Origin of the sequence: Kangiella sp. (genome assembly GCF_048265365.1) — a bacterium.
GTDB lineage: Bacteria > Pseudomonadota > Gammaproteobacteria > Enterobacterales > Kangiellaceae > Kangiella.
On record NZ_JBLXBT010000001.1, the window covers coordinates 652,452 to 678,056 of the forward strand.

Below are 25,605 nucleotides of genomic sequence, written 5' to 3' on the forward strand. Positions count from 1 at the left end.
ACCAATTGGGGTCTTTAGATTATGAGTAATTGGAGTTTAGCTATGAAATACCTAGTTTTATTATTGAGCTTTGTTGTCAGCGGTGTGGTTTTAGCAGAAGAGTATAATCATGGGAACCACAATGATCCTTACATTGAATTCTTTAATGGTACGGAAACTTTTAACTGTGGCAGCCTGAGTTTCTACGCCTGCACCAGCCAATCAAGTATCCAGTCAATGGTTGAGTCACGCTGCGAAAGCAAGGTGGTGACTACTGACAATGGCGGCTATCCACCTTATGGACAGCCTTACTATCATGGCGTTCAAGGCTTTAACATTGTTGTGCAAAGCGTAACTGGGCCAGCACCTTACAGTATGCAGATAAGCTTTAAGTGTGGTGGCTTTAGGCATCCTGGCCAAAAATACGAGCTTTCCCTATAAGCTCACCCTGAGCCGAGTGTTAAAGCTCGGCTCTGATTATTGTTTAATTTGAACCCCTTCAAAAAGATTATTCTGAAGAGTGATTAATTCGTCGTCTTGCCGCTGAATAACCAGCACCGGCAATTGGTATTGGGCTGCAAATTCAAGAGAAGCTTCACTACCCATAACACTCATTGCAGTAGCATAGGCATCTGCGTACATATTGCTGGGATGGATAACTGAAACTGATGTAAGGTTGTGGTCTACGGGGTAGCCAGTGGTAGGATTAATGGTATGCGAAAAGCGCTTACCATCCACTTCAAAGTAATTACGATAATCCCCTGAGGTTGCTATAGAGGTGTTTTCAAGAGCGATGACTAATAGTTCCTGGTGAGAGGCACTGCTGGATGGCTTTTCCACCGCTATACGCCAAGGGTAACCATGAACGTTAACTCCATGTCCCTTTGTTTCTCCACCTATTTCAACCAGGTAATTTTGAATTTGAAACTCTGCCATGATATTGGCAAGCTGATCGACAGCAAAGCCTTTGGCGATGGCTGAAAGATTAATGGTCAGTTTAGGATTGGCTTTGCTAATGCACTGCTCGGCAAAGTTGAACTCAAGTAGATCCGTTCCAACAGATTCATGCAATGCCTTCACTTCATCATTGGTGGGTACCTTCTCATCATACTCGGTAGCATCAAAGCCCCAGCGCTGAATTAGTGGGCCGACGGTTATATCAAATGCACCATTGGTTTGATGATAAACATCTTTAGCGGCAACCAGAACGATCCAGGTGGACTCAGAAAAAGTAAAACATGTGTCTGTGGTAAGAGCGTTAAATTGGTTAATTTCGCTGTCCGGGATGTAAGTCGACATAAGCTGGCTAATGGTATCCAGCTCATGGGTAAGTGCGGACTGCAGCTTATCAATAGAAACGCCATTCGACTCAAATGTAATATTGTATGTTGTGCCCATGGTGCTGCCAGAGAGTTTGTTGTATTGCGGTTCTTGCTGGCAGGCAGAGAGGGTTAACACTAAAGAAATAAGACCAATGAAACGTATCATAGAGACATAAAAAAGGCAGTCATAAGAGACTGCCTATTTTATAGAACCTTCGGTTATAACCCAAGCGGATTAACCACCGAAGTCATCCAATAAGATGTTTTCGCGCTCAACACCCAAATCTTCAAGCATCTGGATACAAGCTGCGTTCATCATTGGTGGTCCACACATATAGTATTCACAATCTTCCGGAGCTGGGTGGTCTTTCAAATAGTTCTCAAGAAGAACATTATGAATAAAGCCAGTGTAGCCTTCCCAGTTGTCCTCAGGCTGTGGATCAGAAAGCGCCACATGCCATTCGAAGTTAGGGTTCTCATTAGCCAGCATATCGAAATCTTCTACATAGAACATTTCGCGCGAGCTACGAGCGCCGTACCAGAAGCTTATTTTACGGTCGGTCTTGATGCGACGCAATTGGTCGAAGATGTGCGAACGCATTGGAGCCATACCAGCACCACCACCAATAAAGACCATTTCAGCATCAGTCTCTTTAGCGAAGAACTCTCCATAAGGACCAGAAATAGTAACCTTATCTCCGGCTTTTAGGCCCCAGATGTAAGATGACATTTTACCCGGTGGTAATGACATATCGCGTGGCGGAGGCGTTGCGATACGCACGTTCAACATGATGATGCCTTCTTCTTCAGGATAGTTGGCCATTGAGTAAGCGCGAATGGTTTCTTCTTTAACTTCTGACTCAAGGTCAAACAACTTAAAGCGCTCCCAGTCACCACGGTACTCTTCAGGCACATCAAACTCGCTGAACTTAACCTTATGCGGTGGTGCTTCAATCTGAATATAACCACCAGCACGGAAAGGTACGCTTTCGCCATTAGGGATTTTCAGAACCAGCTCTTTAATGAAGGTTGCTTTGTTATCGTTAGAGATAACTTCACAATCCCACTTCTTAGTACCGAACACTTCTTCAGGCACTTCGATTTTAAGGTCTTGCTTAACCGCAACCTGACATGACAAGCGGTAACCTTCTTTAGCCTCACGGCGAGTAATATGGCTTTCTTCGGTAGGCAGGATAGAACCGCCGCCTTCAAGTACTTTGCAGACACACTGGCCGCAAGTACCACCACCACCACAAGCTGACGACAGGAAAATACCGCTATCGGACAATGCGTTGAGCAATTTGCTACCCGCAGGCACGGTAATGGCCTTTTCTGCATCCTTGTTAATGTCGATACGAACATCGCCTGTGCTTACGAGTTGTTTACGAGCGAATAAGATCACTAGTACTAGTGCAAAAATCACTACCGTAAACAGGGCAACGCCTAATATTATTTCATTCATTAGTTAACCTCTTTGCTCGTTTACAGTTTGATGCCGGAGAAGGACATAAAGCCAAGGGCCATCAAGCCAACGGTGATAAAGGTAATACCTAATCCACGTAAACCATCCGGTACATCTGAATATTTCATCTTCTCACGGATGCCGGCAAGAGCAACAATTGCTAGAGCCCAACCGAAACCAGAACCAATGCCATAAACGACTGACTCCGAGAAGCTATAGTCTCGCTCGACCATGAATAAGGTACCGCCGAGAATCGCACAGTTAACAGTAATTAATGGTAGGAAAATACCAAGTGACTGATAAAGTGCGGGGAAGAATTTGTCCAAAGTCATTTCCAGAATCTGAACAAGTGCAGCAATTACACCGATGTAGACGATTAGGCCCAGGAAGCTCAGATCTGCTTTTGGGAAACCTGCCCACGTTAGTGCTCCATCTTTCAACAAGCCATTTAATAATAGGTTGTTGACTGGAACGGTAATCGCTTGCACGATAATCACTGCGATACCAAGGCCTATAGCAGTTTGAACTTTCTTAGAAACTGCCAGGAAAGTACACATGCCCAGCAAGAATGCCAAGGCAATGTTCTCAACGAAAACCGCTTTTGCAAATAGGGAAATATAATGTTCCATTATTCAGCATCCTCCACTTGATCGGTTTTCCAGGTACGTAATGCCCAGATTAGTAAACCGATAATAAAGAAAGAACTCGCTGGGAACATTAATAAGCCATTAGTGTGATACCAGCCACCATCTGCGACGGTAGGTAAAATGGTAAAATCTAATAGCTTACCGGAGCCCAATAGCTCACGAATAATACCAACGATAATCAGTAATACCGAGTAACCAAGGCCGTTGCCTAAACCATCAAGGAAACTCATGGCGGGGCCATTTTTCATGGCGTAAGCTTCGGCACGTCCCATTACGATACAGTTGGTAATAATCAAGCCGACGAAAACCGAGAGCTGCTTAGAAATTTCGTAAGCATAAGCCTTCAATACCTGATCAACCACGATTACTAAAGACGCAATAATCGTCATCTGTACGATAATACGAATGCTTGATGGAATCTGTTTACGAATCAAACTGATCAACAGATTAGAGAAGGCAACTACAGTAGTCAGTGCCAAACTCATCACCAATGCGGTTTCCAGCTTACTGGTTACTGCCAGCGCAGAACAAATACCCAATACCTGTAGGGCAATTGGGTTGTTGTTGAAAATCGGCGAGAATAAGACCGATTTGGCTTCTTGTTTATCAAATGCCATTTTACAATTCCCCCGCTCTTACTTTAGCCAGGTAAGGGCCGAATGCATCATTGCTTAACCAGTAGCGCAAAGAGTTCTCTACACCATTACTGGTTAAGGTTGCGCCAGACAGGCCATCTACCTGATGTTCGTTTTTAGCCTCACCTCTAACGATTTGAATCACAGGCTCGCCTTGCTCATTGAGCACTTCTTTACCAGGCCATAACGAACGCCATTTTGGGTTTTCAATTTCACCACCAAGACCGGCAGTTTCCGCTTGGTCATAATACTTCAGACCAACGACGGTTGTAGTATCGGTATCAAGAGCTAAAAAGCCATACATGGTGGACCAAAGACCGTAACCATGAAAAGGTAGGATGATGGTATCTAGCTGACCGTCTTTTTTAACCAGATAGACATTGGCTAGTTTAGAGCGTGTTCTAATGCCAGCGATATCATCTTCAATGTTGACGTTCATGCTAGGGTCTTTAGCAGCTTTACGCTGCTCGAAACCTTTAGGCGCTTCAACGTACTCACCTGTCGACAAATCCACAACACGGGTTTCAATCAGTCCGAATTGTTCTTCAATTTGAGCTTTGGTCGCTTGCGCTTGACCATCGATCAAACCAGCAGCAATAAGGATATTCAACTTACGGTCGAGTTCCTTATTGGTTTTCTGTAAAGGCTTTAATTTAATGGCAGCGACTGAAACAACTACTGAACACACCAAGCTCAGAATCACTGCGACCATAATGGTTCTTAATGGACTTTCTTTCTTAGACATGACGACGAGCCCTCCGCTTGATGTTGCTTTGAACCACGAAGTGGTCAATCAATGGTGCGAACAGGTTAGCGAATAGAATCGCAAGCATCATACCCTCTGGGAATGCAGGGTTGACGACACGAATCAATACCACCATGACACCGATTAATGCACCGAAATACCACTTACCTTTGTTGGTTAATGACGCTGATACAGGGTCGGTAGCCATAAAGAACATACCGAAGGCAAAACCACCCGTAACCAAGTGCCAGTACCATGGCATAGCAAACATCGGATTACTTTCACTGCCCATTGAGTTAAGGAGAAGTGACATGCCGATCATGCCGAATAGAACACCCAGGACGATGCGCCATGAAGCAATACGAGCGTAGATGATGAACAGACCACCAATCATAATCATCAGTGTTGAAACTTCACCGATTGAGCCAGGAATGCGACCCATGAAGGCATCCCACCAGCTTTGCGTAATACCGTAGTCAGTAATGGTACCTGCGGCGGCGGCGGCTAGCGGAGTAGCACTGGTGAATCCGTCTACGGCAGCCCACACTTCAGCACCTGAGATTTCGCTTGGATAAGCAAAGAACAGGAAAGCACGACCCGCTAATGCAGGATTCATGAAGTTCTTACCGGTACCACCGAAAATCTCTTTAGCAACTACAACACCGAAGGAGATACCGAGAGCTACTTGCCATAGTGGAATTTCGGCAGGCAGGATCAATGCGAAAAGAATCGAAGTGACGAAGAATCCTTCGTTGATCTCATGACCGCGAACACTGGCAAACAAGACTTCCCAGAACCCACCAACGATAAAGGTAACGGCGTAGATTGGAATAAAGAAACAGGCACCGTAGAACATCAGGCCTAGCACCCCAGTTTCAGGGGTGATAACACCACCGAAGAACTGGAAGAAATCAACTTGCCAGGTTTCAGGTAACGTTAAACCTGAAGCCAGACCAAGCTGTGCTTGAAAACCAACGTTCCACATGCCCCAGAACATGGCTGGGAAAGTAGCAAGCCAAACCATGATCATGATGCGTTTCAGGTCGATATTGTCACGAACGTGCGTGCCACCTTTAGTGACATGACCTGGTGTGTAGAAAATGGTCGCTGCCGCTTCGTACAAGGCATACCATTTTTCCCACTTACCGCCTTTCTCAAAATGCGGCTCGATTTTTTCAATAAAGTTTTTTAAACCCATGGTAGCCTCTCTTATCCTTCTTTCTCAATCTTGGTCAGATTTTCGCGAAGAATGGAGCCATACTCATATTTGCCTGGGCAAACATAGGTACACAAGGCTAAATCTTCCTCGTCCAGCTCCAGACAACCCAACTCCTGTGCTAGCACTGTGTCATTAGTGACAATAGCGCGTAAAAGCTGAGTCGGCAGAATATCTAAAGGCATGACACGCTCATAGTTACCGATAGGCATGATAGAGCGATCAGAACCACCAGTAGTGGTTGTCATGTTAAAACGCTTTTTCGGGAACAAGTGGCCAAAGAATGCGCGAGTCACTGAGAATTTATCAGTACCAGGCATGGCCCAACCAAAGAACTCTTTTTCACGACCTTCGCGGATCACGGTAACCTGGTTGTGATAGCGTCCTAAATAGGCGCGAGCATCAATTGCATTGAAGCCACTAAGTACTGAACCAGAAATATGGCGGTTATCCGCATCATTCTCTTCTTCAGCCAAAAGCTCATCAATGCAGGCACCAACGCGAGTACGAACCAGGCGTGGTTGCTTAATCATGGTACCGCCTATAGCGATAACGCGATCCGTATGAAGCTCACCATCAATGAATAGCTTGGCTAAAGCAATCACGTCCTGATAACCGATGTACCATACCGGATGGTCCATAGAAGCAGGATATAAGAAATGAATGTGAGTACCCACTAAGCCAGCAGGATGTGGGCCAGAAAACTCTTCGTAGGTCACTTTGGCATTATTACTTTTAGCCAGTGATGAATTGGGGCCTGTCGCCACAAAAACCTTGTCACCGGAAAGCTGAGCAAGAATATCAAGTCCGTAGTTAAAGGCTTCATTCTGCTCACTGATAATAACTTCAGGATCGGCAGCTAACGGATTAGTATCCATTGCTGAAACGAAAATGGCCTGAGTTTCGCTATCAATCGCTGGAACTTTTGAGTAAGGACGTTTGCGCAGCGCAGTCCACATGCCAGAGTCAACCATTTGCTCTACAATCGCTTCGCGACTCAAGCCAGACAGTTGCTCAGGACTAAACTTGTTAAAGTTAACCGCTTCTTCTTGCTCGGCAACTTCAACCACTACCGACAACAGCTTACGTTTATTGCCACGGTTAATGGCTTTAATCGTTCCAGCTGCTGGAGCAGTGTATTTTACTCCGGGGGTTTTCTTATCTTCGAAGATTAGCTGGCCTTTCTTAACAGTGTCCCCTTCCTGCACATGCATGGTCGGTTTCATACCAACATAATCTTCGCCTAATATGGCGACGGTTTTTACCGTAGCACCAGCTGAGATCGTTTGCTCTGGTTGCCCTTCAAGAGGCAGGTCCAGGCCTTTCTTAATCTTAATCATAGGTCGCTACTTTTAATACCTGATGGTTGTCACTTCACTATGGTGCGCTATCAAATCCAATAAATAACAAAAAAACCTGGTGTGTAGCATGCTACAACCAGTCATATCTTGTTGTTATTACGAATTTTAAGGCGCCACAGTTCCAAATTAAGGTCAAATATTAGCCAATCGACCTTAAACGGCGCGTATTATACTTGGATCAATAGCTCAAAATCCATGCTTTTTCTGGGGAAATCGGCCCATAAAAGGCAAAAACTACTGATCAGAGTCAACAGAGCTTGTTTTAAAGTCTGCCCTCGGTTAATATTTGCGCCCTTTTGTTAAAAGGGGCGATTGTCGCTGGGCGTTTGAAGGCTAAATGGCTGGTGAAATAAGACAATTCGCGCAAGTTAAGAGTGATATAAAAGAGGAGTGACCCAAGTGCGTACTAAGCTCATCGCAGGCAACTGGAAAATGCACGGTAGTAAGCCATTCATTGAGTCATTAATGAAGGGTATGACTGAGCAGTTGGATGCGAATCTGAAAAGTGGCGTGCTGGTGTGTCCCCCTACTATTTATATACCTCTGGTTGAGAGCCTGATCGGCAGTCATAAGATTGCATTGGGTGGTCAGAACCTCAGCGAGCAGGCACAAGGCGCCTATACTGGTGAAATCAGTGGCGACATGCTTAAAGATAGTGGTTGCCAGTATGTGATCGTTGGCCACTCCGAACGTCGTAGCCTCTATGGTGAAACGGACGTTTTGGTCGCTCATAAAGTTGGCAAGGCTATTGAATCAGAATTAACGCCTATTCTTTGTGTGGGTGAAACCCTTGAACAAAGAGAAAAAGGCACCACTATGCAAGTAGTGCAGCAGCAACTGGATGCAGTCATTGATACACTAGGTATTGACGCATTAAAACAAGTTGTTGTGGCCTATGAGCCTGTCTGGGCAATAGGTACCGGTGTAACCGCATCTCCTGAGCAAGCTCAGGAAGTGCACTCAGCAATTCGAGCTCATTTACGTGATAAAAATGCTCAAATTGCTGAAGAAATTAAAATACTATATGGCGGCAGTATGAAAGCGGCCAATGCTGAAGAATTGTTGGCTCAGCCTGATATCGATGGTGGATTGATTGGCGGGGCTTCTTTAAAAGCAGATGAATTTATCGCGATTTGCAAAATAGCAGGATAATACGATGGAATTATTTTTAATGATCAGTTTGTTAGTGGTTGCCTTATTACTGGTTGGTATCATTTTGATCCAGCAGGGTAAAGGGGCAGAAATTGGCGCTTCATTTGGTGCCGGTGCTTCTAACACTTTATTTGGTGCGCCAGGTGCGGGTAACTTCTTAACAAAGAGTACCACTATCCTAGCCATTATCTTCTTTGCTTTGGCATTAACCATTCATGCTATAGGCCAAGAGGAAGTTGCAGGATCTGGACTTTTAGATGACCCAGAAAGTCAGGTTGAAGAAATTAGCGTCCAATCTTCTGAAATCCCAACAGAAGTACAAGATGAGATTCCTTCAGAGATCCCGACAGATACTCAGGAAGACATCAGCACTGAAATCCCAACTGCGGACGAGCAGGCTATTTCTGAGTCTATCCCAGAAGCAACTGAAGAAGAAACTAAGAAAGACGATCAAGATCAGTAATTGATTGTCCCTCTATTGCTCAGGTGGTGGAATTGGTAGACACGCTATCTTGAGGGGGTAGTGGCCGTAGGCCGTGCGGGTTCAAGTCCCGCTCTGAGCACCAAAATCAAAAAGACATCTTCGGATGTCTTTTTTTATGTCTTAAATAAATGTACTCTGACCCCATTATTTCGATACATTATTCCCACATTGGTCTCATAACGGCCATGAGTTCCAAATAGAAAGTTTGTATGACAAAGATGGAATGTTATTACAGGCAAGGTTAATTAAAGTGAAGGAACGTCATTGATGAAAATTAAGAAAATTATAATAATAGTTCTCGTGCTATTTACATTTCTCATCGCTAGTAATTGGAGCTTAATTTTTAATCCAGAGCTGAAAATGCATGAGCTAATTATGAAGTCAGATAAACAGTCTATTCATAATGAGTGGCAAATTGATTATCTTGTCTTTAGGAAGGTTGATTTAGACTATAAGCCATTCAATGATATATCTTTATTACAAATGGCTGTATCAAAATGCAATTTAGAGCTTTTAAACAAAATAAAGCCGATTGTAACTACAGAGCAAGAAAATAGAGCTATAAGTTATGCGGAAAATATTTATGATAATTATCAATGCCCTAATTACACAGAAAGGTTAAGGGAATTGTTTCGTAAACATAGTTAGCTTAACGCAATAATTAATGGGGTTAGAGTACATTAATTTATGGCTTGCAGAGATTAACATCACACTCTGACAAACACTCGCTCTATACATTCCTCGAAAAAATAATCAAAACATACGTAGGGTTTCCTGTGGGGAGCCCCTACTGAGTATTACAAGATAATTTTATCGTGATTACCACTGAATCAATTCTATTTGATTTTCGCCTTCCGCTAACACTTGGTTGACGATTCGGTTGTTTTTATCAACCATAATAAAGCGCGGAATGCCTGCGCTAGCGAATTGTTTATAAATACTTCGATCGACATCGGCCACTAAGTCAATGGTGATATTTCTTTCCTGTCTGAACTTCTCAATCTCCTCAACCGTATTTTCGCGAGCAATAGCGACGATTTGTAAGTCTTCCTGATTGAGTATGTCGGATTCGTGAAGTGCTTTCATGGCGCGTTGAGAATCGGAGCACCAGGTTGCAAACAGAATGACCAATTTGCGTTTTTCGGGGTTGGTCAAATCAATGCTTTTGCCATCAATGGTCGTCACTGTTTGCAGCGGCATCACTTGACCCACTTGAATGTAGGTTTCGTATTTAGGTTTTGCAACTACAGGGTTAGCATTAGCTGACGATGGTGACTGGGATGTTGCACATCCAGCAACGATTAAGATGAAAATAGTGGATAAAAATAGTTGTTTCAAAACTCACTCCTTGTATGCGGAAAGCGTCAATATATTAATAGTATAGAGTACTATACTGATCATATATAAAAAGCTTGGAAAAAGTCACTTAATAATTAGTGGGATCAAATACAAGCCCAATACTTATGGTTCTGTATATTAATGGAGACAGTATTCATGGGGGCAGAGTCTGACGGATCCCCACAAAAAATAATAAATAATTCAGAGTGTTAAAGGAACATTCATAGCGTTTGGCCGATAAGAACTAACGACAAACACATCTAATTGAGTTAACGCTATGAATGTTGGGCTCTTAGCCCCAAGCTTAAAACACAAATATTTCTTTTTGCGTTATTTTATGACAAAAAATACTAAAGCATTCTAACCGCTCCGGTGTCTGCGCTGGTGGCGTGTTGTGCATAGATTTTTAATGCGGTTGAAACCTGGCGTTGGCGATTTTTCGGATGCCAGCCAAGATTATTCTGCTGCGCTCGTCGCTGTTCCAGCTGGTCTCTATTAACCTTGAGTTCCATGAGGCGGTTTGGAATATCGATTTCGATCAGATCACCATCTTCTACCAAGCCAATCATGCCTGCACTGGCGGCTTCGGGTGCGACATGTCCTATCGATAACCCTGAGGTTCCGCCGGAAAAGCGTCCATCAGTTATCAGGGCGCAGTCCTTATCGAGACCTTTCGATTTCAGGTAGCTGGTGGGGTAAAGCATTTCCTGCATTCCGGGGCCACCGGCTGGGCCTTCGTAACGGATCACTAGCACATCACCTTTCTGGATCTGGTCGTTAAGAATGGCGGCAACGGCGCTGTCCTGACTTTCAAAGACGCGGGCGCGGCCAGTAAATGTGAGCAGATTTGGGGAGACGGCGGCGGTTTTAATGATGGCACCATTTTCTGCAAGATTGCCGTACAAAACTGCGAGGCCACCATCTTTGCTGTATGCATGTTCCATATCGCGAATACAGCCATTGCTACGGTCATTATCCAAAGCATCATATTGACACGACTGGCTAAAGGCTTGCTGGGTTGGAATGCCTGCCGGGCCAGCCTGATAAAATACTTTGACCTTATCATCGGTTGCAGTTTGGATATCCCACTGCTCAATAACTTGGCCGATGGTTTTCTGCAATATGGTGGGCTGATTCAGGTTTAATAAATTACCGCGCTTTAGCTCACCGAGAATCGCCATGACGCCGCCTGCGCGATGGACATCTTCCATGTGATAGTTTTTAGTGGCGGGAGCGACCTTGCATAAATTCGGAACCTGTCGAGACAGGCGATCAATATCTTTAAGGTTGAAATCGATATTGCCTTCATGAGCTGCCGCTAACAGGTGTAAGACGGTGTTGGTTGAACCGCCCATCGCAATATCCAGGCTCATGGCATTGAGAAAGGCTTTTCGGTTAGCAATGTTGCGTGGCAAGACGGTTTCATCATCTTGTTGGTAATAACTTTTGCACAGCTCAACAATTTGTCGACCGGCAGTCAGGAATAATTCTCTGCGGGTTGCGTGAGTTGCAAGCATAGAACCGTTGCCGGGCAACGCTAAACCCAGGGCTTCGGTGAGGCAGTTCATTGAGTTAGCGGTAAACATGCCGGAACAGGAACCACAAGTGGGACAGGCGCTACGTTCAACCTGTTCACTTTCCTCATCAGTGATATTGTCATCAGCTGCGGCGACCATGGCATCTACCAGATCAAGCTTGATCAGTTGATCCGACAGTTTAGTTTTGCCCGCTTCCATCGGCCCGCCAGAAACAAATATTGCCGGGATATTAAGACGCATGGCTGCCAGCAGCATACCGGGGGTAATCTTGTCGCAGTTTGATATGCAGACCAGGGCATCGGCACAGTGGGCATTAGCCATATACTCAACAGAGTCTGCAATAATTTCGCGAGACGGTAAGGAGTACAACATACCGTCATGCCCCATGGCGATGCCGTCATCAACGGCGATAGTGTTAAATTCTTTAGCGATGCCTCCGGCCTGCTCAATTTCACGAGCGACCAGTTGACCGATATCTTTCAGGTGGACATGACCTGGCACAAACTGAGTAAAGGAATTGCACACGGCAATAATCGGTTTGCCAAAGTCATTATCTTTAACACCGGTGGCTCGCCACAAAGCGCGGGCGCCAGCCATATTGCGGCCATGAGTTGAGGTCTTGGAACGATAATCAGGCATAAGAGATATCCTCAACTTGGGTAACGGCTTGCAACCAACCATGCTCATCAGGTGTGGTACCTTTGAATAAGCCAAAAAAAGCAGCTTGTAATTGTTCGGTGATAGGACCTCGTGAACCCGAGCCTACTAACAAATCATCAACACTTTTAATCGGTACAATTTCGGCAGCAGTGCCAGTCATAAAGGCTTCATCAGCTAGATACAAAGCTTCACGAGTCATATTCTGTTCGACCACTTGATAACCCATTTGTCGCGCTAAGGTGATCACTGTGTCGCGGGTGATTCCAGGCAAGATCGAGGCAGTAAAAGGTGGGGTATACAAGGTATTATTTTTTACCACAAAAATATTTTCCCCGGAGCCTTCAGAAATATAGCCATTAACGTCGAGCGCTATGCCTTCGACGTAACCCTTGCGGGTCGCTTCTTCGACGATGAGTTGTGAGGATAAATAATTACCACCAGCTTTGGCAGCGGCGGGGATGGTGTTGGGAGCAACACGGTTCCATGATGAGATACAAACATCAACGCCTTTCTCAATTGAGTCGTTACCCAAATAAGAATCCCACGGAAAGGCGGCGACAGAAACTTCAACTGGGTTTTTACTAGGATTAACACCTATCGAACCATAACCACAAAATGCAATGGGTCGAAGATAGGCATTGCGTAAGTTATTGTGGCTCACCACTTCATGACAAGCCTTTAATAAGTCATCCACCGAATAGGGGATGCTCATGCGATAAATTTTGGCAGAAAGGAACAGACGCTCAATATGTTCATGGAGCCGGAAAAATGCGGGGCCTTTGCTGGTTTCATAACAGCGGATGCCTTCGAACACTGAAGAGCCATAATGAAGGGCATGCGTGAGAACATGCACGGTTGCATCCTGCCAAGGAATGGTTTTTCCATTAAACCAGATGTATTGGGGCGGATTAAGTGTTGCCATGGGGAATCACCTCTTTACTGGAAGTTGTTTGTGATAAATCTGCAAATTTAATTAAAAAGAGTTGGTAGCTATCTACCAGTGCCTGAGTGCTAGCTTTAATGATGTTGTCGGAGCAACCAATAGTGGCCCAGCGCTGTTGCTGGTAACCCGATTCAATCCAGACGCGGGTGGTGGCAGCAGAAGCTTTTTCCGGGTTAATAATCGATACTTTATAATCGGTCAGTTTCATTTTTGCGACGCTAGGGAAAAACTCGGACAGTGCTTTTTTCAAAGCAAGGTTTAATGCGTCAACCGGCCCCGTTGCCTCAGCGACTACATGACTAATTTTCTGCTTAACTTTTAATTTGACGATTGCAGTGCAAAGTTCCGATTTGTTTTGATTCGGCTGATTGAAATCAACCGTACTAATCTGGATATTTAAAATAGAGAAATGCGGCACAAAGCTTATGTCATGTTTACGCACCAACATTTCAAACGAACCGGATGCATTTTCAAGACTAAACCCGGAGTGTTCCAGTTCTTTAATGCTATCGAGAACCTGCTGAAAATTGAGAGAAACATCCAGCCCTAATTTTTTAGCCTGGAGTTTGATGTTAGAGCGTCCTGACAACTCAGATACTGCAATATCACGCTGATTGCCCACCGCACTGGGCGCAATATGTTCATAAGTGCGACTTGCTTTGGCAATCGCTGCTACATGAATACCACCTTTGTGCGAGAAGGCATTGTTGCCGACATAGGCAGCTTCGGCTTTTAAAGGAATGTTAGCGATATTGGCAATATCATTAGATAGTTTAGTTAGCTTTGAGGCTTTGACTGTAGCGTTAAAAGCAAAGCGTGTATTCGCATCCTTTAACATCAAGTTCGCAATTAAGGAAACCAGATTGGCATTCCCGCATCGTTCACCATAGCCATTAATGGTGCCTTGAATGAGTGATACACCAGAGTTAACCGCCTGTAAGCTATTTGCTACCGCCAGCTCACAATCGTTATGGCAATGTATGCCTAACTTTAATCGAGGAAATTGTTGAGCAACTGTTTGAGTGATGGTTGCAATTTCTTGCGGCAATGTTCCTCCGTTGGTATCACATAGGGTGACGTTATCAACGCCAGCATCAATGGCAACCTGCAAACATTCAATGCAATAGTCAGGATTGTCTTTGAAACCATCGAAAAAATGCTCTGCATCCAGAATCAATTCTTTATGCTGTTGTTTAAAAAAGGCAACCGAATCGAAAATCATATTCAGATTTTCTTGCAAGCTGGTGTGTAACACTTTCTCGATATGAAACTGCCAGAACTTTGCCACTAGAGCCACTGCTGGCGTGTCGGCTGATAATAACGACTGGATTTGTGGATCCTGTTGCACTTTTATATCAGGTTTTCGCGTTGCCCCAAAAGCAACCAGCGTTGCATGCTTTAAGTTTAAGTTTTTGGCTTGTTCAAAATAGGCCGCATCTTTCGGGTTAGAACCCGGCCAGCCCGCTTCAATATAGTCCATACCAAAGTCATCCAGCAGCTGAGTGATTGATAACTTATCCTGTAAAGAAAAACTGATGCCTTTAAACTGAGCGCCATCTCTCAAGGTGGTGTCGTATAAATATAATGACTTATTCATTGCCCAGACAGCTCCGCATTTTTAATGGATGAGGCTGATAAACTTCAACCACGTCGATCAGTTTATTCAGTTGATGGAATAGATTTTCAGTCGGTCTGGAGCCGCTAAGATTTAAGGTGATACTCATACCATCTTCGAGTTGTTCCTCTTTAGCCAGGCAATAATTAACATCAAATCCACGCTGTCGGACTAAACGCAGGATACGTTCTAAACTGCCTGTGGACTGACGAACAAAAAGCTTAACGGTACAGTGGTTAATGGCTGGTGCATTCATGCTGGCGTGTCCTCTATAAATTGTGAATTATTTTTCCCCGGTGGAACGAGTGGCCATACGTTATCGTTAGGGTCGATTGCTACATGCAGAAGATAGCTTTCTTCGGAATTTAGAAATTCGCTTAGCGCATCATCAACTTGGGATGAGTGTGAAATGCTTTGGCTTCGTAAACCAAATGCATGAGCAACCTGAGTGAAGTCTGGATTGTCTGACAGATCAGTTTCACTGAAACGTTGCTCAAAAAAGAGCGTCTGCCACTGGCGAACCATGCCCAGTCGCTGATTATCCAGAAGCAAAATTTTGACCGGTGTCCGGTAACGCTTCAGGGTGGCCAGCTCTTGAATGTTCATCATGATAGAGCCATCACCGGAAACATTAATGACGGTATGATCAGGCATCGCGAACTTGGCTCCTAACGCTGCAGGAAGGCCATAACCCATAGCGCCGAGACCGCCACTGCTTAAGTGCTGGTAACAGTGCTTAAAGTCCATATGCTGGGCAACCCACATCTGATGCTGCCCCACATCGCAGGTCACAATGGCTTTTGTGTCATACAATTGTTTCGACAGTTTTTTGAGCAGTCGAGGTGCGTAAATGGTTTGCTGGGGAGCGTCATAGCGAAACGCCAACTGCTGCTTGTTATTAAGGCACCATTTAAGCCACTGAGCTTTGTCATCTGTCTGCTGAGAATTTGCCGTACGCAGTGATAGTTGTTGAAGAATCGGCTGCATTGATCCAACTAAGCTAACCGTTGCAGTCCGCAGTTTATTGATTTCAGCTTTATCACAATCGATATGAATGACTTGAGCATGGGGTGCAAATTGTGCGAGATTACCTGTCGCACGATCATCCATGCGCGCGCCCACCACCAGCAGCAAATCACATTCTTGTACAGCCATATTGGCGGCTTTAGTACCATGCATTCCTAACATACCCAGGTTGTAAAGATGGCGAGACTCCAATGTGCCAATGCCTTTCAAGGTGGTGACAGTGGGTAGTTTCAATTGATTAACCAGTGCCTTGAGTTGACTGCAGGCATGAGCAATGGCAACTCCGCCACCGGCATAAACCAGTGGCTTTTTGCTGGCGGCGATCAGTGCGCAGGCTGTTTCATAATTATGACTATCAGGCTGTTGCACCGATGCCAATTGAGTGGACACATTGGTATAAGGCTGGTTCAAATAGCTTGTCGGGAGCAAAGCCTGTTGAACATCTTTGGTGATATCAACGATGACCGGCCCCGGCCTGCCTTCTTGTGCTATGTGAATTGCTTCGTTGAGCATAGCCGGTAAGTCTTCAATGCGTTTGATTAAATAGCTATGCTTGACTACCGATAGCGATAAACCAAACGCATCAATTTCTTGAAACGCATCAGTACCGATTAGGTTCGATGCCACTTGTCCGGTTATGGCTAGCATAGGCACCGAGTCCATATGAGCGTTGGCAATTCCGGTAATTAAGTTAGTCACGCCGGGACCTGAGGTTGCTATGCAAACACCCAATCGGCCACTGGAGCGAGCATAACCATCGGCTGCAAATGCAGCACCTTGCTCATGGCGGCACAAAACATGCTTGATGCCGCTTTCATACAGTGCATCGTAAACCGGCATGATGGCACCTCCTGGATAACCAAAGACCAGATCGACACCATGCTCTTTTAAGGTTTGTATTAAATATTCCGCGCCGCGCATAATGATAACCTTCGTTAATTAAGAGTGTGATCGACCAATGGCTTCTTACGGATCCAGGGCATCATCTGGCGCAGTTGCAAACCCACCGTTTCAATCGGATGGTTCGCATGATTGGCTCGCAGCTGATGCAGGGTTTGGTAGTGGTTGCGGCAGTCCTCGATGTATTCTTTGGCAAACTGACCACTTTGGATTTCTTGTAGAATTTTTCGCATGGCGACTTTGGTGTCATCGGTTACCAGACGATTACCACGGGTCAGATCACCGTACTCGGCAGTGTTCGAAATGGAATAACGCATTGTGTTAATGCCGCCTTCATACATCAGATCGACGATCAGCTTTAATTCATGAAGGCACTCGAAATAAGCCATTTCAGGCGAGTAACCTGCTTCGACTAAAGTTTCAAAGCCGGCTTGCACCAGAGCGGCGGTACCACCACATAACACTGCTTGCTCGCCAAACAGATCAGTTTCGGTTTCTTCTTTAAAGCTGGTTTCAATCACACCAGCACGACCTCCGCCAATAGCGCTGGCATAAGCGTAGGCGAGTTCTCGAGTATTGCCGGTAACATCTTGATGAACTGCTACCAGGCAGGGCACGCCACTGCCATCGGTGTAAGTTGAACGCACCGTATGTCCTGGGCCCTTTGGCGCTACCATAAATACATTAAGATCATCGCGAGGAGTGATTTGGTTGAAGTGAATATTAAAGCCATGAGCAAAACCTAAACTTGCTCCTGGCTTTAAATGAGGCTTAACGAAATCCTCATACACCTCAGCCTGATGCTCATCAGGCAGTAGCATCATCACTAGATCGGCATCCTGCAAGGCTTCACTCAAAGTTGCTCCAGGGAGCTGGCTTTTCTCAAGTTTGCTAAAGGTTGAAGATCCTTCGCGCAAAGCAACTGTGACGTTAAAACCGCTGTCTTTGAGGTTATTGGCATGGGCATAGCCTTGCGACCCATAACCTAACACCACCAGTTTCTTGTCTTTGAGTGCCTCTGTGTTGATATCTTTGTCGTAGCTGACTTTCATAGTGTCTCCAGTTTTGTTGTTAAATGGTATTGCAAAAAAAAGCCCCCGGACTTTTCAGTGCGGGGGCTTGGGTAGTTGAAGTAACTTTCTAACTTCAATAGGGCCCCCGTTGCGGTAATAAAATCACCACAATGATCAAAACGAGGATAATAATTGATGTTATAAAGTTCATAATTACGTTAATAATTCCTAATTCGTTCGAGTGTTAACATTCTTTAAGGTAAAAAAAAGCCCTCGGACTTTTCAGTGCGAGGGCTTGGATATTGTGTGCTATTTTTTATTTCACACAAGCCCTCGTCGCGGTAATAGAATCACCACGAGTAAGTTAATCAGAATAATGTTCAGGGCTTGTTTTAGCATTGGTTTCAACTTTCCGTTTGTATAGTTTCGCTCAGTTGTTGAGCTGAGATTAACACAGTGTTTTTTTTATGCAAACTACTTTTTGGTTATAAGCCATTGGTCTGGCAAGAAGTATGAAGCGTGAAAAAAAAATACAAAAGAAGCCGTCTCAAGAGATTAAGCTTCTTCAGATTGTTTTAATACATAGATTTCGCCATCGAAGCTACCTTGAATTGTAAGGTTCTGGTTTGTTAGCGCTGATAGATACTCCAGTTGTTCTCGCCTTATAATTTGGCCAGGAACCAGTAATGGTATACCGGGTGGATAAGGCGTTACTAATCCTGCGCAAATACGGTTTTCGGTGTCAGAAATTTGAATACACTCACGCGCGCCAAAGAAGGCTTCATTGGGTAAGCAGGCCAGTTCGATGGGTGGCAGGTTGTTAGGGATTTTAGAACGACGACTGGCAGTGGTTAATTTTACGCGACCGCTATCCAGTTTTTTTAATGCGTTATAAAGACGAATAATTTTGGAACGAGTGCCGCCAAGAGTGAGTAAAACCAGAATGGTGCTGTGGGTGTATTTCTCAATTTCGAGTCCGACCTCGTCCAGCAGGTATTTATGAATATCTTTATGTGAGTAGGGTAAATCACTAATGTCTATTAGAATTTTAAGAGGATCATGACCCATGTTATCGGATGCAAAATGTGGGAAGAGTTTTTCAAAGTCATCTTTATCCAGCACTTTGATTCTACTCAGGCTGGCCATCTGTTCCTTGAATTCAGTCACATGATTAAGCAAGGCATTGAGGATTTTATAGCCTTCCATTTCTAATTGCTTATGGCACACGTCGAGCGAGGCGATTAGCTGATACTTCGGTGAAGTACTAGCGTAGATGCTGTAGATCTCACGGAAAAAATCTTCGTCAAAGTCGGGGTCGTTAATATGAATGTAAGAAGCTTGAGAAAAGGCTGACACTACCTTGTGGGCAGAATGGGTAACATAGTCAGCACCGGCGTTAATCGCTGAATAGTCACGGAATTCTGGGTGGAATAAGGAATAGGCAAACCAAGCCTCATCAATAAAGACCTTAATGTTGTGGCTGTGGGCCAGCTTAACCACCTGCTTCAAATCACTGAGCAAGCCATCGTAAGTACAGCCGGTCAGTACTAATAGTTTGGCGTCAGGATTCTGCTCTATAGCTTGTTTCATATCAGCCAGTGACGGTGGTGCAAAAATACCATATTTAGGATTGAGAATACTGGATAGGTAAATTGGCATGCTACCTGATTGTAAAATGCCGTAGTGCACTGACTTATGGCAGTTGCGATCAATGATGACCTTGTCACCTTTGCGCAATAGTGTTTGCAGAATAATTTTGTTCGAGGTTGAAGAGCCATTAGTAACGAAGTAAGTCCGCTTGACTTCAAAGGTCACCGCCGCCGCTTGCTGGGCACGGCCAATGTAATTTGTGCTGTCGGATAGTGAGCCTAAAGAGTCTACAGAGACGGACAGGTCACCAACAAAAACATTACGTCCGTAGAACTGATAAAAGTCGCTGATGTAGGGAGAGTTTCTAAAACTGGCGCCCCCACTATGGCCGGGTGTATGCCAGGAATCATTAGACTCGGCTACGTAACGCTTATATGCAGTCCAAAAGGGTGTTTCGCATCGGTCATCAAAGTCGTTAATGATATAGCCAAGAATGGACTCAGGATCGGATAAAACATCATCCTTGAAGAAGAAGGATTCAATATCCTCAGACTCATTCACAATGTCCAATCCTTTACTATCATCACCCAAAACATAAACCGGTAACTCAAGACGAATAGATTTTAACTCGGTAATAAACTGGGCATAACGATTAGCTATACTATTTTCGCGAATCTGCCAGCTCAGAATAACTGCCTGAATATCACCATCCTCTCGAATGTGCTGAATCCCGGTTTTCAGGTCAGAGCAATTAATTACCTCAAGAGCTACGTCGGTACGTTCAAAGTTGGCAATGGTCTTGGTCAGATTAGTTGATAATTCTGAAAGAATAGAACCGTCATCTTCGTTCAGGAGAATTTTAAGTAAAGGTAGCACGATGTTTGTCCGATTAACGTCTAAAGTATTGCCCAAGCATACAAGCAAAAGTGGATATAAAGCAAAGTCATTTAGTAGTACTCGACAACCTTGTAAAAGCCAATAACAGGAAGTAATTAAAAGAACTGGTAATTGGAGTTGTTATATGGTTGGTTTGAATCTGAAAGTTAGAAAAATTCAATCCATGACATTCAAGAAAAGTAGCACTATGATGGAGGCAAGGGAAAGCTAATAGATGAACACACTTAAAAGGGAGCCGGTTTGAAGGTTTGTATGGCAATAGAAAAAACAACTTACCAGACAATATTTATAATATTGGTATTAGCACTTTGTTGCGCTGCTAAAAGTGAAGATAGAGTCACCATTGAAAAAATCAATATCGAAATTAACCCTATCTTTAGCGATGAAGAGCGCACCGGCTGGCTGTATGAAACGGCTGATAAGCTGCATGTTGATACTCGCCCATATGTGATTTCTCGATTATTACCGTTCAAAGAAGGTGACAATGTTTTAGTGCGTAATTTTGATGAAGCTGAAAGGATATTACGCGGTAAGCCATTTCTGCGAGATGCGAAGGTGAGCTGGCAAAAGTCTGATAGCGGTGATGGTGTTATTGTTAAGGTTCAAACTTGGGAAAACTGGACGCTACTGCCAACTGTAGACGTGAGTAGAGAAGGCGGGGTAACCGAATATTCCTATGGAATTCAGGATGAAAACTTATTGGGGCATGGACTAAGAACGACAATTCAATATTTTAAGGAGCAAGAGAGAACTGGATATTCGCTGATACTTGCTTCACAAGTTTCTACCGAGCACCATCTGCAAGCTTCTTTAGTATTGTCCGATACCTCCGATGGAGAGCAATACTCACTAGGATTGGATAAACCGTTTTATACCCTGGAGGATACTTGGGGAGCGGGTCTCTACCTCAATAGCGAGCGTCGGGAAGACACCATCTATAGTAATGATGAAGAGGTCAATGCGTTTAATCATGAGATTGACCACCTTGAACTTTCTTACGGCTATTCCGAGGGGTTAGTCAATGACCGAACGCTTCGATATCTGGTGGGTTATACTCAACGCGAAGATAGTTTTTTGGCAACGACGATGACAGTCGGTTTGCCGGAAGAGCGGAACTTTACTTACCCCTGGTTTGGGATTGAATATCTTGATGATGATTTCATCAAAACCAAAAACCTGTATCTGATCGGCCGCACCGAGGATGTTCAGTTGGGTTGGCAAAACAATTTAAGACTGGGTGTTAATACCAGCAATAGCGAGTATCAAAAAGCCATTCATTGGTACTGGCATTCACGCTATACCAACCAAATCAATAATGAGCATATCTATACCTCATGGCTGACCAGTGATGGTGTTGAACCCGAAGGTGGAATTGAGCCGACTTATTATTATTCTGCTGGCTATGAATATTTTTACCATGCCTCGGCTACTCGAATCTGGTACACCAAGATGCATTTCTGGGGATCTAAAAATCCATTCATCGATAGACCCATTGCGATTGGCGGTGAAAGTGGTTTGCGTGGTTATCCATTGCAATATCAGCATGGCGAGCAGGCCTACTTAGTTAATCTGGAAAAGCGGTATTATCCGGGTATCAATTTATTCAAGTTAATCGATGTCGGGTTTGCGGCATTTGTCGATGTTGGGCAGGCTCGTGGCGAAACGCTGTATCCTAATCAAGAAGAGGGTACATTAGTTGGTGTTGGGCTTGGCGTCAGACTATTCTTCTCACGTTCTAGTGGACGTAATCTGGTTAATATCAATGTGGCATCACCGGTAAACTCTGATTATCTTAGTGGGGTAGATTTCAGCATTACCGCAACTACCAGCTTTTAAGCTTAAAAGATTATGTGAAAATGTGTCTACTTACATAAATTTTGCATAACTGACAGCTGGTTTCCGTAAAAAAGAACCGCTCATTCAAGAATGAAATAGTCGGTTACATTTACTCACAACAAAATTCCTCGAACTCGTGTCATATAAGTACCAACAAGAGATTGTTGATTCATTGTAAAAGGAGTACGGATATGAACACTAAGACAAACAAAACCAACGAGTTTGATGTGCAGGATTATGTACTGGATGCCTGCTGGGCTATTATTGCGGTATTGCTGGTAGGAATGATAATTTTCAGTATAATTTAATTTAGGTCGGTAACTTTTGAAGTCTTTTATACTATAAGGATTCGAAGTTCGATTTTAGAGTCCCCTATACTTTAGCCCGTCAAGAGACAAGGAACTGGCTATGCCTCACACTGAGCGATGCTTTAATCTTGTAGACTGGCAGGTTGATCCTGTCCTCAACAGGCTTACGATTGACAATAAAGCTTTCGATCTTGAACCTAGAGTAATGCAGGTTTTGATTTGCCTTTATAATCACTCGGAAGAGCCGGTTTCAAAGGATGATCTACTTGATGAGGTTTGGCATGGTATTTCCATCACTGATGATGCAATTTATTGCAGCATTTCAAAATTACGTAAAATATTTCGACAGGTTGACGAGTGTCGTAGTCCGCAACTGAAAACGATTTCCCGTCAGGGTTATATGCTAAGTATGAGTCCGGCTTATCAGGTATCGCCAATTGGCTTTGATTTAAATCAGAATGAGAATGAGAATGGCAACGGGCTTGATCAGTACGGACAGAAGTTTGGTCGTCGTCACGACGATCATGTGTCGGCTTCAGAGGCTAAATCTAATGGCAAAATTGGCATAGAACATAAAAGTACTAAGTCTCCGAAAAAAATTAAACGACTGGCATTGTCTTCTGAACTAAAACCAATAAAATTAAAGTTTTATATAAATACTCAGAAAGTGGGAGAGTATCCAAAGTCCAAAAAAAGCCGTAAAAAGCTCAAGGTTTTGCTGCTACTTTTACTATTGGTGCTTTTCATGCAGAGTCTTTATATCGTATTTATGTAACAGTCGTTTTATTTATGGGTCACCGATCTTAGGAAAACCTTGCGGATCTCTTAAATCATACAAGCGGCTTGATCTAAGTCATTGCTTTTGCAAGACATAAAAGCTTCAGTTTCTGAACAGGACATTCAGACTAAATTGTCGAATACTATAAGCTCACTGGATAACAGCGGAAGCAAGGAGAATCCATGAAACCAAGAGTCGTTAAGCCGAAACATGAGCATGAGTATGATGCAGAGGATGTCTTTTTAACTATCTGTCAGGGTGCTGTTGCAGCCTTATTGGTCACGATCCTGATCTATAATATTTTTGTCTAGACCGTTTTGCAAAGCTTGCTCTATTAATTGGGTAACCTGTTCAACAGAGATCTGTTGCATCAGGTTGTCCCCTTTAAGGCGATAACCCCAGGGTAGTTCTTCCACACTACAATTAAGCTGCTGAGTCGCATTTTTTGTGTAGGCATCAGCAACATAATCCAAATACAAGTATGGGCCTGTTCGTCTGGGATTACTATGAGCGTACAAACCAATGACGGGTGTGCCTTGAGTGACTGCCATATGAGCAGGCCCGGAATCAGGAGCAATAACACATTGAGCAGCTTTAAGCGCTGCCAAAAGTTGCTTTAAGTTGGTTTGCCCAATTAGATCGACAATAGGACTTTTACTGTGACTTAAAATACTGTCACCCAATTCACGTTCCATACTGCTTGGCCCGCCTGTCATAACCACCTTATACCCTTTGCTGTGACAATAGTCAGCCACCTTTGCGTAGCGAGCAGCAAGCCAATTCCTTTCAGCTTTACTGGCACCAGGTGAAATCACGATGAAAGGCTCCTGGGGCAATTGATTGTCGGCCCACAGTTCGACTTCATGTGGCAATGGGATATTCCATAAAGGTTTGCTGTCGGGCACGCCAATGGCGCGAGCAAAATCTCTGAAGCCTTCTAATACATGCATGCCCTTGCTATCAGTGATGTGTTCGTTGACGAACAGTGAGTGTAATTCTTTGCTCCGTTTTTTTTCAAAGCCCAGCTTAATGGTGGCGGGGATAAAATAAGCAGCGAGGTTGGCGCGGAATGCCAGTTGCATATGCAATAGAATATCGTATTGTCGACCTTTCATTGCCTTGCGCAATTCAGCGTAAGCTTTAACTCCCTTACTTTTATCGAAGATAATGAACTCGACGTCCGGTAGGTGTTTTAATAATTGCGCTTCCACTTTGCCAATAACCCAGGTAATTAATGCTTCGGGATATTGCCGCTGAATAGCTTGGACGGTCGATACTGCGTGACACACGTCACCAATAGCAGAAAGGCGCAAAATGCAGATCGCTTGTGGCGACTGGGGGAAATTCTCTAACACAGTATGACCTTGAAAATTAGGGACTTGCGTCGATTTTAATGTATAGTAAGGAATAAACCAACCATCTGTCCCGTTTACGTTTCTGTGAAAATTCAACAAGTTGACAGAAATCGGTTCCTGGTGACAACAAAGCGCTACCGCGACAAAGTTACTAGTGACTGGTTTGATGCAAAACTATTAGCAGAGCAGGGAGCTATCATTGGACATTCAACCGGACGAAATACCACCTGGTTTTTTCAACAGCAGGACCAACAGTTCGTGCTTAGAAAATACTTCCGGGGCGGTATCTTATCGAAGTGGGTTGAGGATTCTTATTTCTTCATTGGCCTGAAGCGGACGCGTGCTTATCGTGAGCTTGCTTTGTTGCGCAAGATGCGAAAAAAGGGGTTGCCGGTTCCTGATCCGGTGGCTTTGATGGTAGAAAAAAATGGTTTTACTTACCGAGCTTCGATCATCATCGGGCTTATCAAAAACACTCAGGATCTTTTTCATATTTTGCGACAGCGTTCACTTTCCGCTGATGAGTGGAAAGCAGTGGGAATGCTAATTAAGCAATTTCACGACAAAGGTGTCTATCATTCAGACTTAAACATTCACAATATTATGCTAGATGATCAGGGGCAGTTCTGGTTGATCGATTTTGATAAAGGACGGCTCATTGCTAACAATAGAGCCAAGTTGGAAACTAATCTGGCGCGACTACAACGCTCGCTTAGAAAGGAGCTTTCAAAATTTCCAGATTTCAACTGGCAGGAAAGTGACTGGCATCATCTGGTCAAAGGCTATTATGGTGACTGATTGACTT

At 44.1% G+C, this 25,605-nt stretch carries 23 protein-coding genes and 1 tRNA gene; 8 read left to right on the forward strand and 16 right to left on the reverse strand.

The window, feature by feature from the left end; genetic code table 11:
• Positions 1-42: 42 nt before the first annotated feature.
• Positions 43-420: a hypothetical protein gene (locus ACN0VI_RS03120; protein ID WP_331891229.1), complete on the forward strand. Its 378-nt coding sequence runs from the start codon at positions 43-45 to the stop codon at positions 418-420.
• Positions 421-456: 36 nt separating this feature from the next.
• Here ACN0VI_RS03120 and ACN0VI_RS03125 read toward each other — a convergent pair whose 3' ends face one another.
• From ACN0VI_RS03125 to ACN0VI_RS03155, 7 genes are all read right to left on the reverse strand, one after another.
• Positions 457-1,467, reverse strand: a complete 1,011-nt coding sequence (locus ACN0VI_RS03125; RefSeq protein ID WP_417445751.1) for an FAD:protein FMN transferase — start codon at positions 1,465-1,467, stop codon at positions 457-459.
• A gap of 69 nt (positions 1,468-1,536) precedes the next feature.
• A complete protein-coding gene (gene nqrF / locus ACN0VI_RS03130) occupies positions 1,537-2,763 on the reverse strand; it encodes an NADH:ubiquinone reductase (Na(+)-transporting) subunit F (RefSeq protein WP_331891233.1) in 1,227 nt (408 codons plus the stop codon).
• Positions 2,764-2,783: 20 nt separating this feature from the next.
• Positions 2,784-3,392: an NADH:ubiquinone reductase (Na(+)-transporting) subunit E gene (gene nqrE, locus ACN0VI_RS03135; RefSeq protein WP_331891234.1), complete on the reverse strand. Its 609-nt coding sequence runs from the start codon at positions 3,390-3,392 to the stop codon at positions 2,784-2,786.
• Positions 3,392-4,027 carry an NADH:ubiquinone reductase (Na(+)-transporting) subunit D gene (locus tag ACN0VI_RS03140; protein WP_331891236.1) on the reverse strand — a complete coding sequence of 212 codons (636 nt, stop codon included), beginning with the start codon at positions 4,025-4,027 and terminating at the stop codon, positions 3,392-3,394. Before ACN0VI_RS03140 ends, nqrE begins: the two co-directional genes overlap by 1 nt.
• A 1-nt stretch (position 4,028) precedes the next feature.
• On the reverse strand, positions 4,029-4,790 hold the full coding sequence (locus ACN0VI_RS03145) for a Na(+)-translocating NADH-quinone reductase subunit C (RefSeq protein WP_331891237.1): 762 nt from the start codon (positions 4,788-4,790) through the stop codon (positions 4,029-4,031).
• Positions 4,783-5,988 (reverse strand): NADH:ubiquinone reductase (Na(+)-transporting) subunit B, encoded by a 1,206-nt coding sequence (locus ACN0VI_RS03150; protein ID WP_331891239.1) that lies wholly within the window; start codon positions 5,986-5,988, stop codon positions 4,783-4,785. The genes ACN0VI_RS03145 and ACN0VI_RS03150 overlap by 8 nt, the downstream gene beginning before the upstream one ends.
• Before the next feature lie 11 nt (positions 5,989-5,999).
• The gene (locus ACN0VI_RS03155) at positions 6,000-7,346 is read right to left on the reverse strand and encodes a Na(+)-translocating NADH-quinone reductase subunit A (RefSeq protein WP_417445752.1); all 1,347 of its coding nucleotides are present in this window, start codon (positions 7,344-7,346) and stop codon (positions 6,000-6,002) included.
• Positions 7,347-7,766: 420 nt separating this feature from the next.
• Between ACN0VI_RS03155 and tpiA the strand changes: the two genes are divergently transcribed.
• The 4 genes from tpiA (at position 7,767) to ACN0VI_RS03175 (ending at position 9,651) form a co-directional block, all read left to right on the forward strand.
• Positions 7,767-8,519 carry a triose-phosphate isomerase gene (tpiA, locus tag ACN0VI_RS03160; RefSeq protein ID WP_417445753.1) on the forward strand — a complete coding sequence of 251 codons (753 nt, stop codon included), beginning with the start codon at positions 7,767-7,769 and terminating at the stop codon, positions 8,517-8,519.
• Positions 8,520-8,523: 4 nt separating this feature from the next.
• Positions 8,524-8,982 carry a preprotein translocase subunit SecG gene (secG, locus tag ACN0VI_RS03165; RefSeq protein ID WP_417445754.1) on the forward strand — a complete coding sequence of 153 codons (459 nt, stop codon included), beginning with the start codon at positions 8,524-8,526 and terminating at the stop codon, positions 8,980-8,982.
• A gap of 17 nt (positions 8,983-8,999) precedes the next feature.
• Positions 9,000-9,085 (forward strand) — tRNA-Leu (locus tag ACN0VI_RS03170).
• Positions 9,086-9,270: 185 nt separating this feature from the next.
• Positions 9,271-9,651 carry a hypothetical protein gene (locus ACN0VI_RS03175; RefSeq protein ID WP_417445755.1) on the forward strand — a complete coding sequence of 127 codons (381 nt, stop codon included), beginning with the start codon at positions 9,271-9,273 and terminating at the stop codon, positions 9,649-9,651.
• A gap of 171 nt (positions 9,652-9,822) precedes the next feature.
• On the opposite strand, the gene ACN0VI_RS03180 is transcribed toward ACN0VI_RS03175, so the two are convergent.
• The 8 genes from ACN0VI_RS03180 to ACN0VI_RS03215 all read right to left on the reverse strand — a co-directional run bounded on the left by ACN0VI_RS03180 (position 9,823) and on the right by ACN0VI_RS03215 (position 20,502).
• Positions 9,823-10,341, reverse strand: a complete 519-nt coding sequence (locus ACN0VI_RS03180; RefSeq protein ID WP_417445756.1) for a TlpA family protein disulfide reductase — start codon at positions 10,339-10,341, stop codon at positions 9,823-9,825.
• 350 nt (positions 10,342-10,691) lie between these two features.
• Positions 10,692-12,518, reverse strand: coding sequence for a dihydroxy-acid dehydratase (gene ilvD, locus ACN0VI_RS03185; protein ID WP_417445757.1), 1,827 nt, complete (start codon positions 12,516-12,518; stop codon positions 10,692-10,694).
• Positions 12,511-13,461, reverse strand: coding sequence for a branched-chain amino acid transaminase (locus ACN0VI_RS03190; RefSeq protein ID WP_417445758.1), 951 nt, complete (start codon positions 13,459-13,461; stop codon positions 12,511-12,513). The genes ilvD and ACN0VI_RS03190 overlap by 8 nt, the downstream gene beginning before the upstream one ends.
• Entirely contained in the window at positions 13,448-15,079 is a 1,632-nt protein-coding gene (cimA, locus tag ACN0VI_RS03195) for a citramalate synthase (protein WP_417445759.1), read from the reverse strand. Before cimA ends, ACN0VI_RS03190 begins: the two co-directional genes overlap by 14 nt.
• Positions 15,072-15,353, reverse strand: a complete 282-nt coding sequence (locus ACN0VI_RS03200) for an ACT domain-containing protein (RefSeq protein ID WP_417445760.1) — start codon at positions 15,351-15,353, stop codon at positions 15,072-15,074. The genes cimA and ACN0VI_RS03200 overlap by 8 nt, the downstream gene beginning before the upstream one ends.
• The gene (ilvG, locus tag ACN0VI_RS03205; RefSeq protein WP_417445761.1) at positions 15,350-17,044 is read right to left on the reverse strand and encodes an acetolactate synthase 2 catalytic subunit; all 1,695 of its coding nucleotides are present in this window, start codon (positions 17,042-17,044) and stop codon (positions 15,350-15,352) included. The genes ACN0VI_RS03200 and ilvG overlap by 4 nt, the downstream gene beginning before the upstream one ends.
• 14 nt (positions 17,045-17,058) lie before the next feature.
• Positions 17,059-18,075, reverse strand: coding sequence for a ketol-acid reductoisomerase (gene ilvC, locus ACN0VI_RS03210; RefSeq protein ID WP_417445762.1), 1,017 nt, complete (start codon positions 18,073-18,075; stop codon positions 17,059-17,061).
• 516 nt (positions 18,076-18,591) lie between these two features.
• Complete coding sequence (locus ACN0VI_RS03215) at positions 18,592-20,502, reverse strand: aminotransferase class I/II-fold pyridoxal phosphate-dependent enzyme (protein WP_417445763.1); 1,911 nt, start codon at positions 20,500-20,502, stop codon at positions 18,592-18,594.
• A 273-nt stretch (positions 20,503-20,775) separates the two neighbouring features.
• On the opposite strand from ACN0VI_RS03215, the gene ACN0VI_RS03220 reads away from it, so the two are divergent.
• Positions 20,776-22,359, forward strand: coding sequence for a hypothetical protein (locus tag ACN0VI_RS03220; RefSeq protein ID WP_417445764.1), 1,584 nt, complete (start codon positions 20,776-20,778; stop codon positions 22,357-22,359).
• A 408-nt stretch (positions 22,360-22,767) separates the two neighbouring features.
• Positions 22,768-23,442, forward strand: coding sequence for a winged helix-turn-helix domain-containing protein (locus ACN0VI_RS03225; RefSeq protein ID WP_417445765.1), 675 nt, complete (start codon positions 22,768-22,770; stop codon positions 23,440-23,442).
• A gap of 275 nt (positions 23,443-23,717) precedes the next feature.
• Here ACN0VI_RS03225 and ACN0VI_RS03230 read toward each other — a convergent pair whose 3' ends face one another.
• The gene (locus ACN0VI_RS03230; RefSeq protein ID WP_417445766.1) at positions 23,718-24,800 is read right to left on the reverse strand and encodes a glycosyltransferase family 9 protein; all 1,083 of its coding nucleotides are present in this window, start codon (positions 24,798-24,800) and stop codon (positions 23,718-23,720) included.
• An 84-nt stretch (positions 24,801-24,884) separates the two neighbouring features.
• On the opposite strand from ACN0VI_RS03230, the gene ACN0VI_RS03235 reads away from it, so the two are divergent.
• Positions 24,885-25,598, forward strand: a complete 714-nt coding sequence (locus tag ACN0VI_RS03235; protein ID WP_417445767.1) for a 3-deoxy-D-manno-octulosonic acid kinase — start codon at positions 24,885-24,887, stop codon at positions 25,596-25,598.
• Positions 25,599-25,605 lie beyond the last annotated feature (7 nt).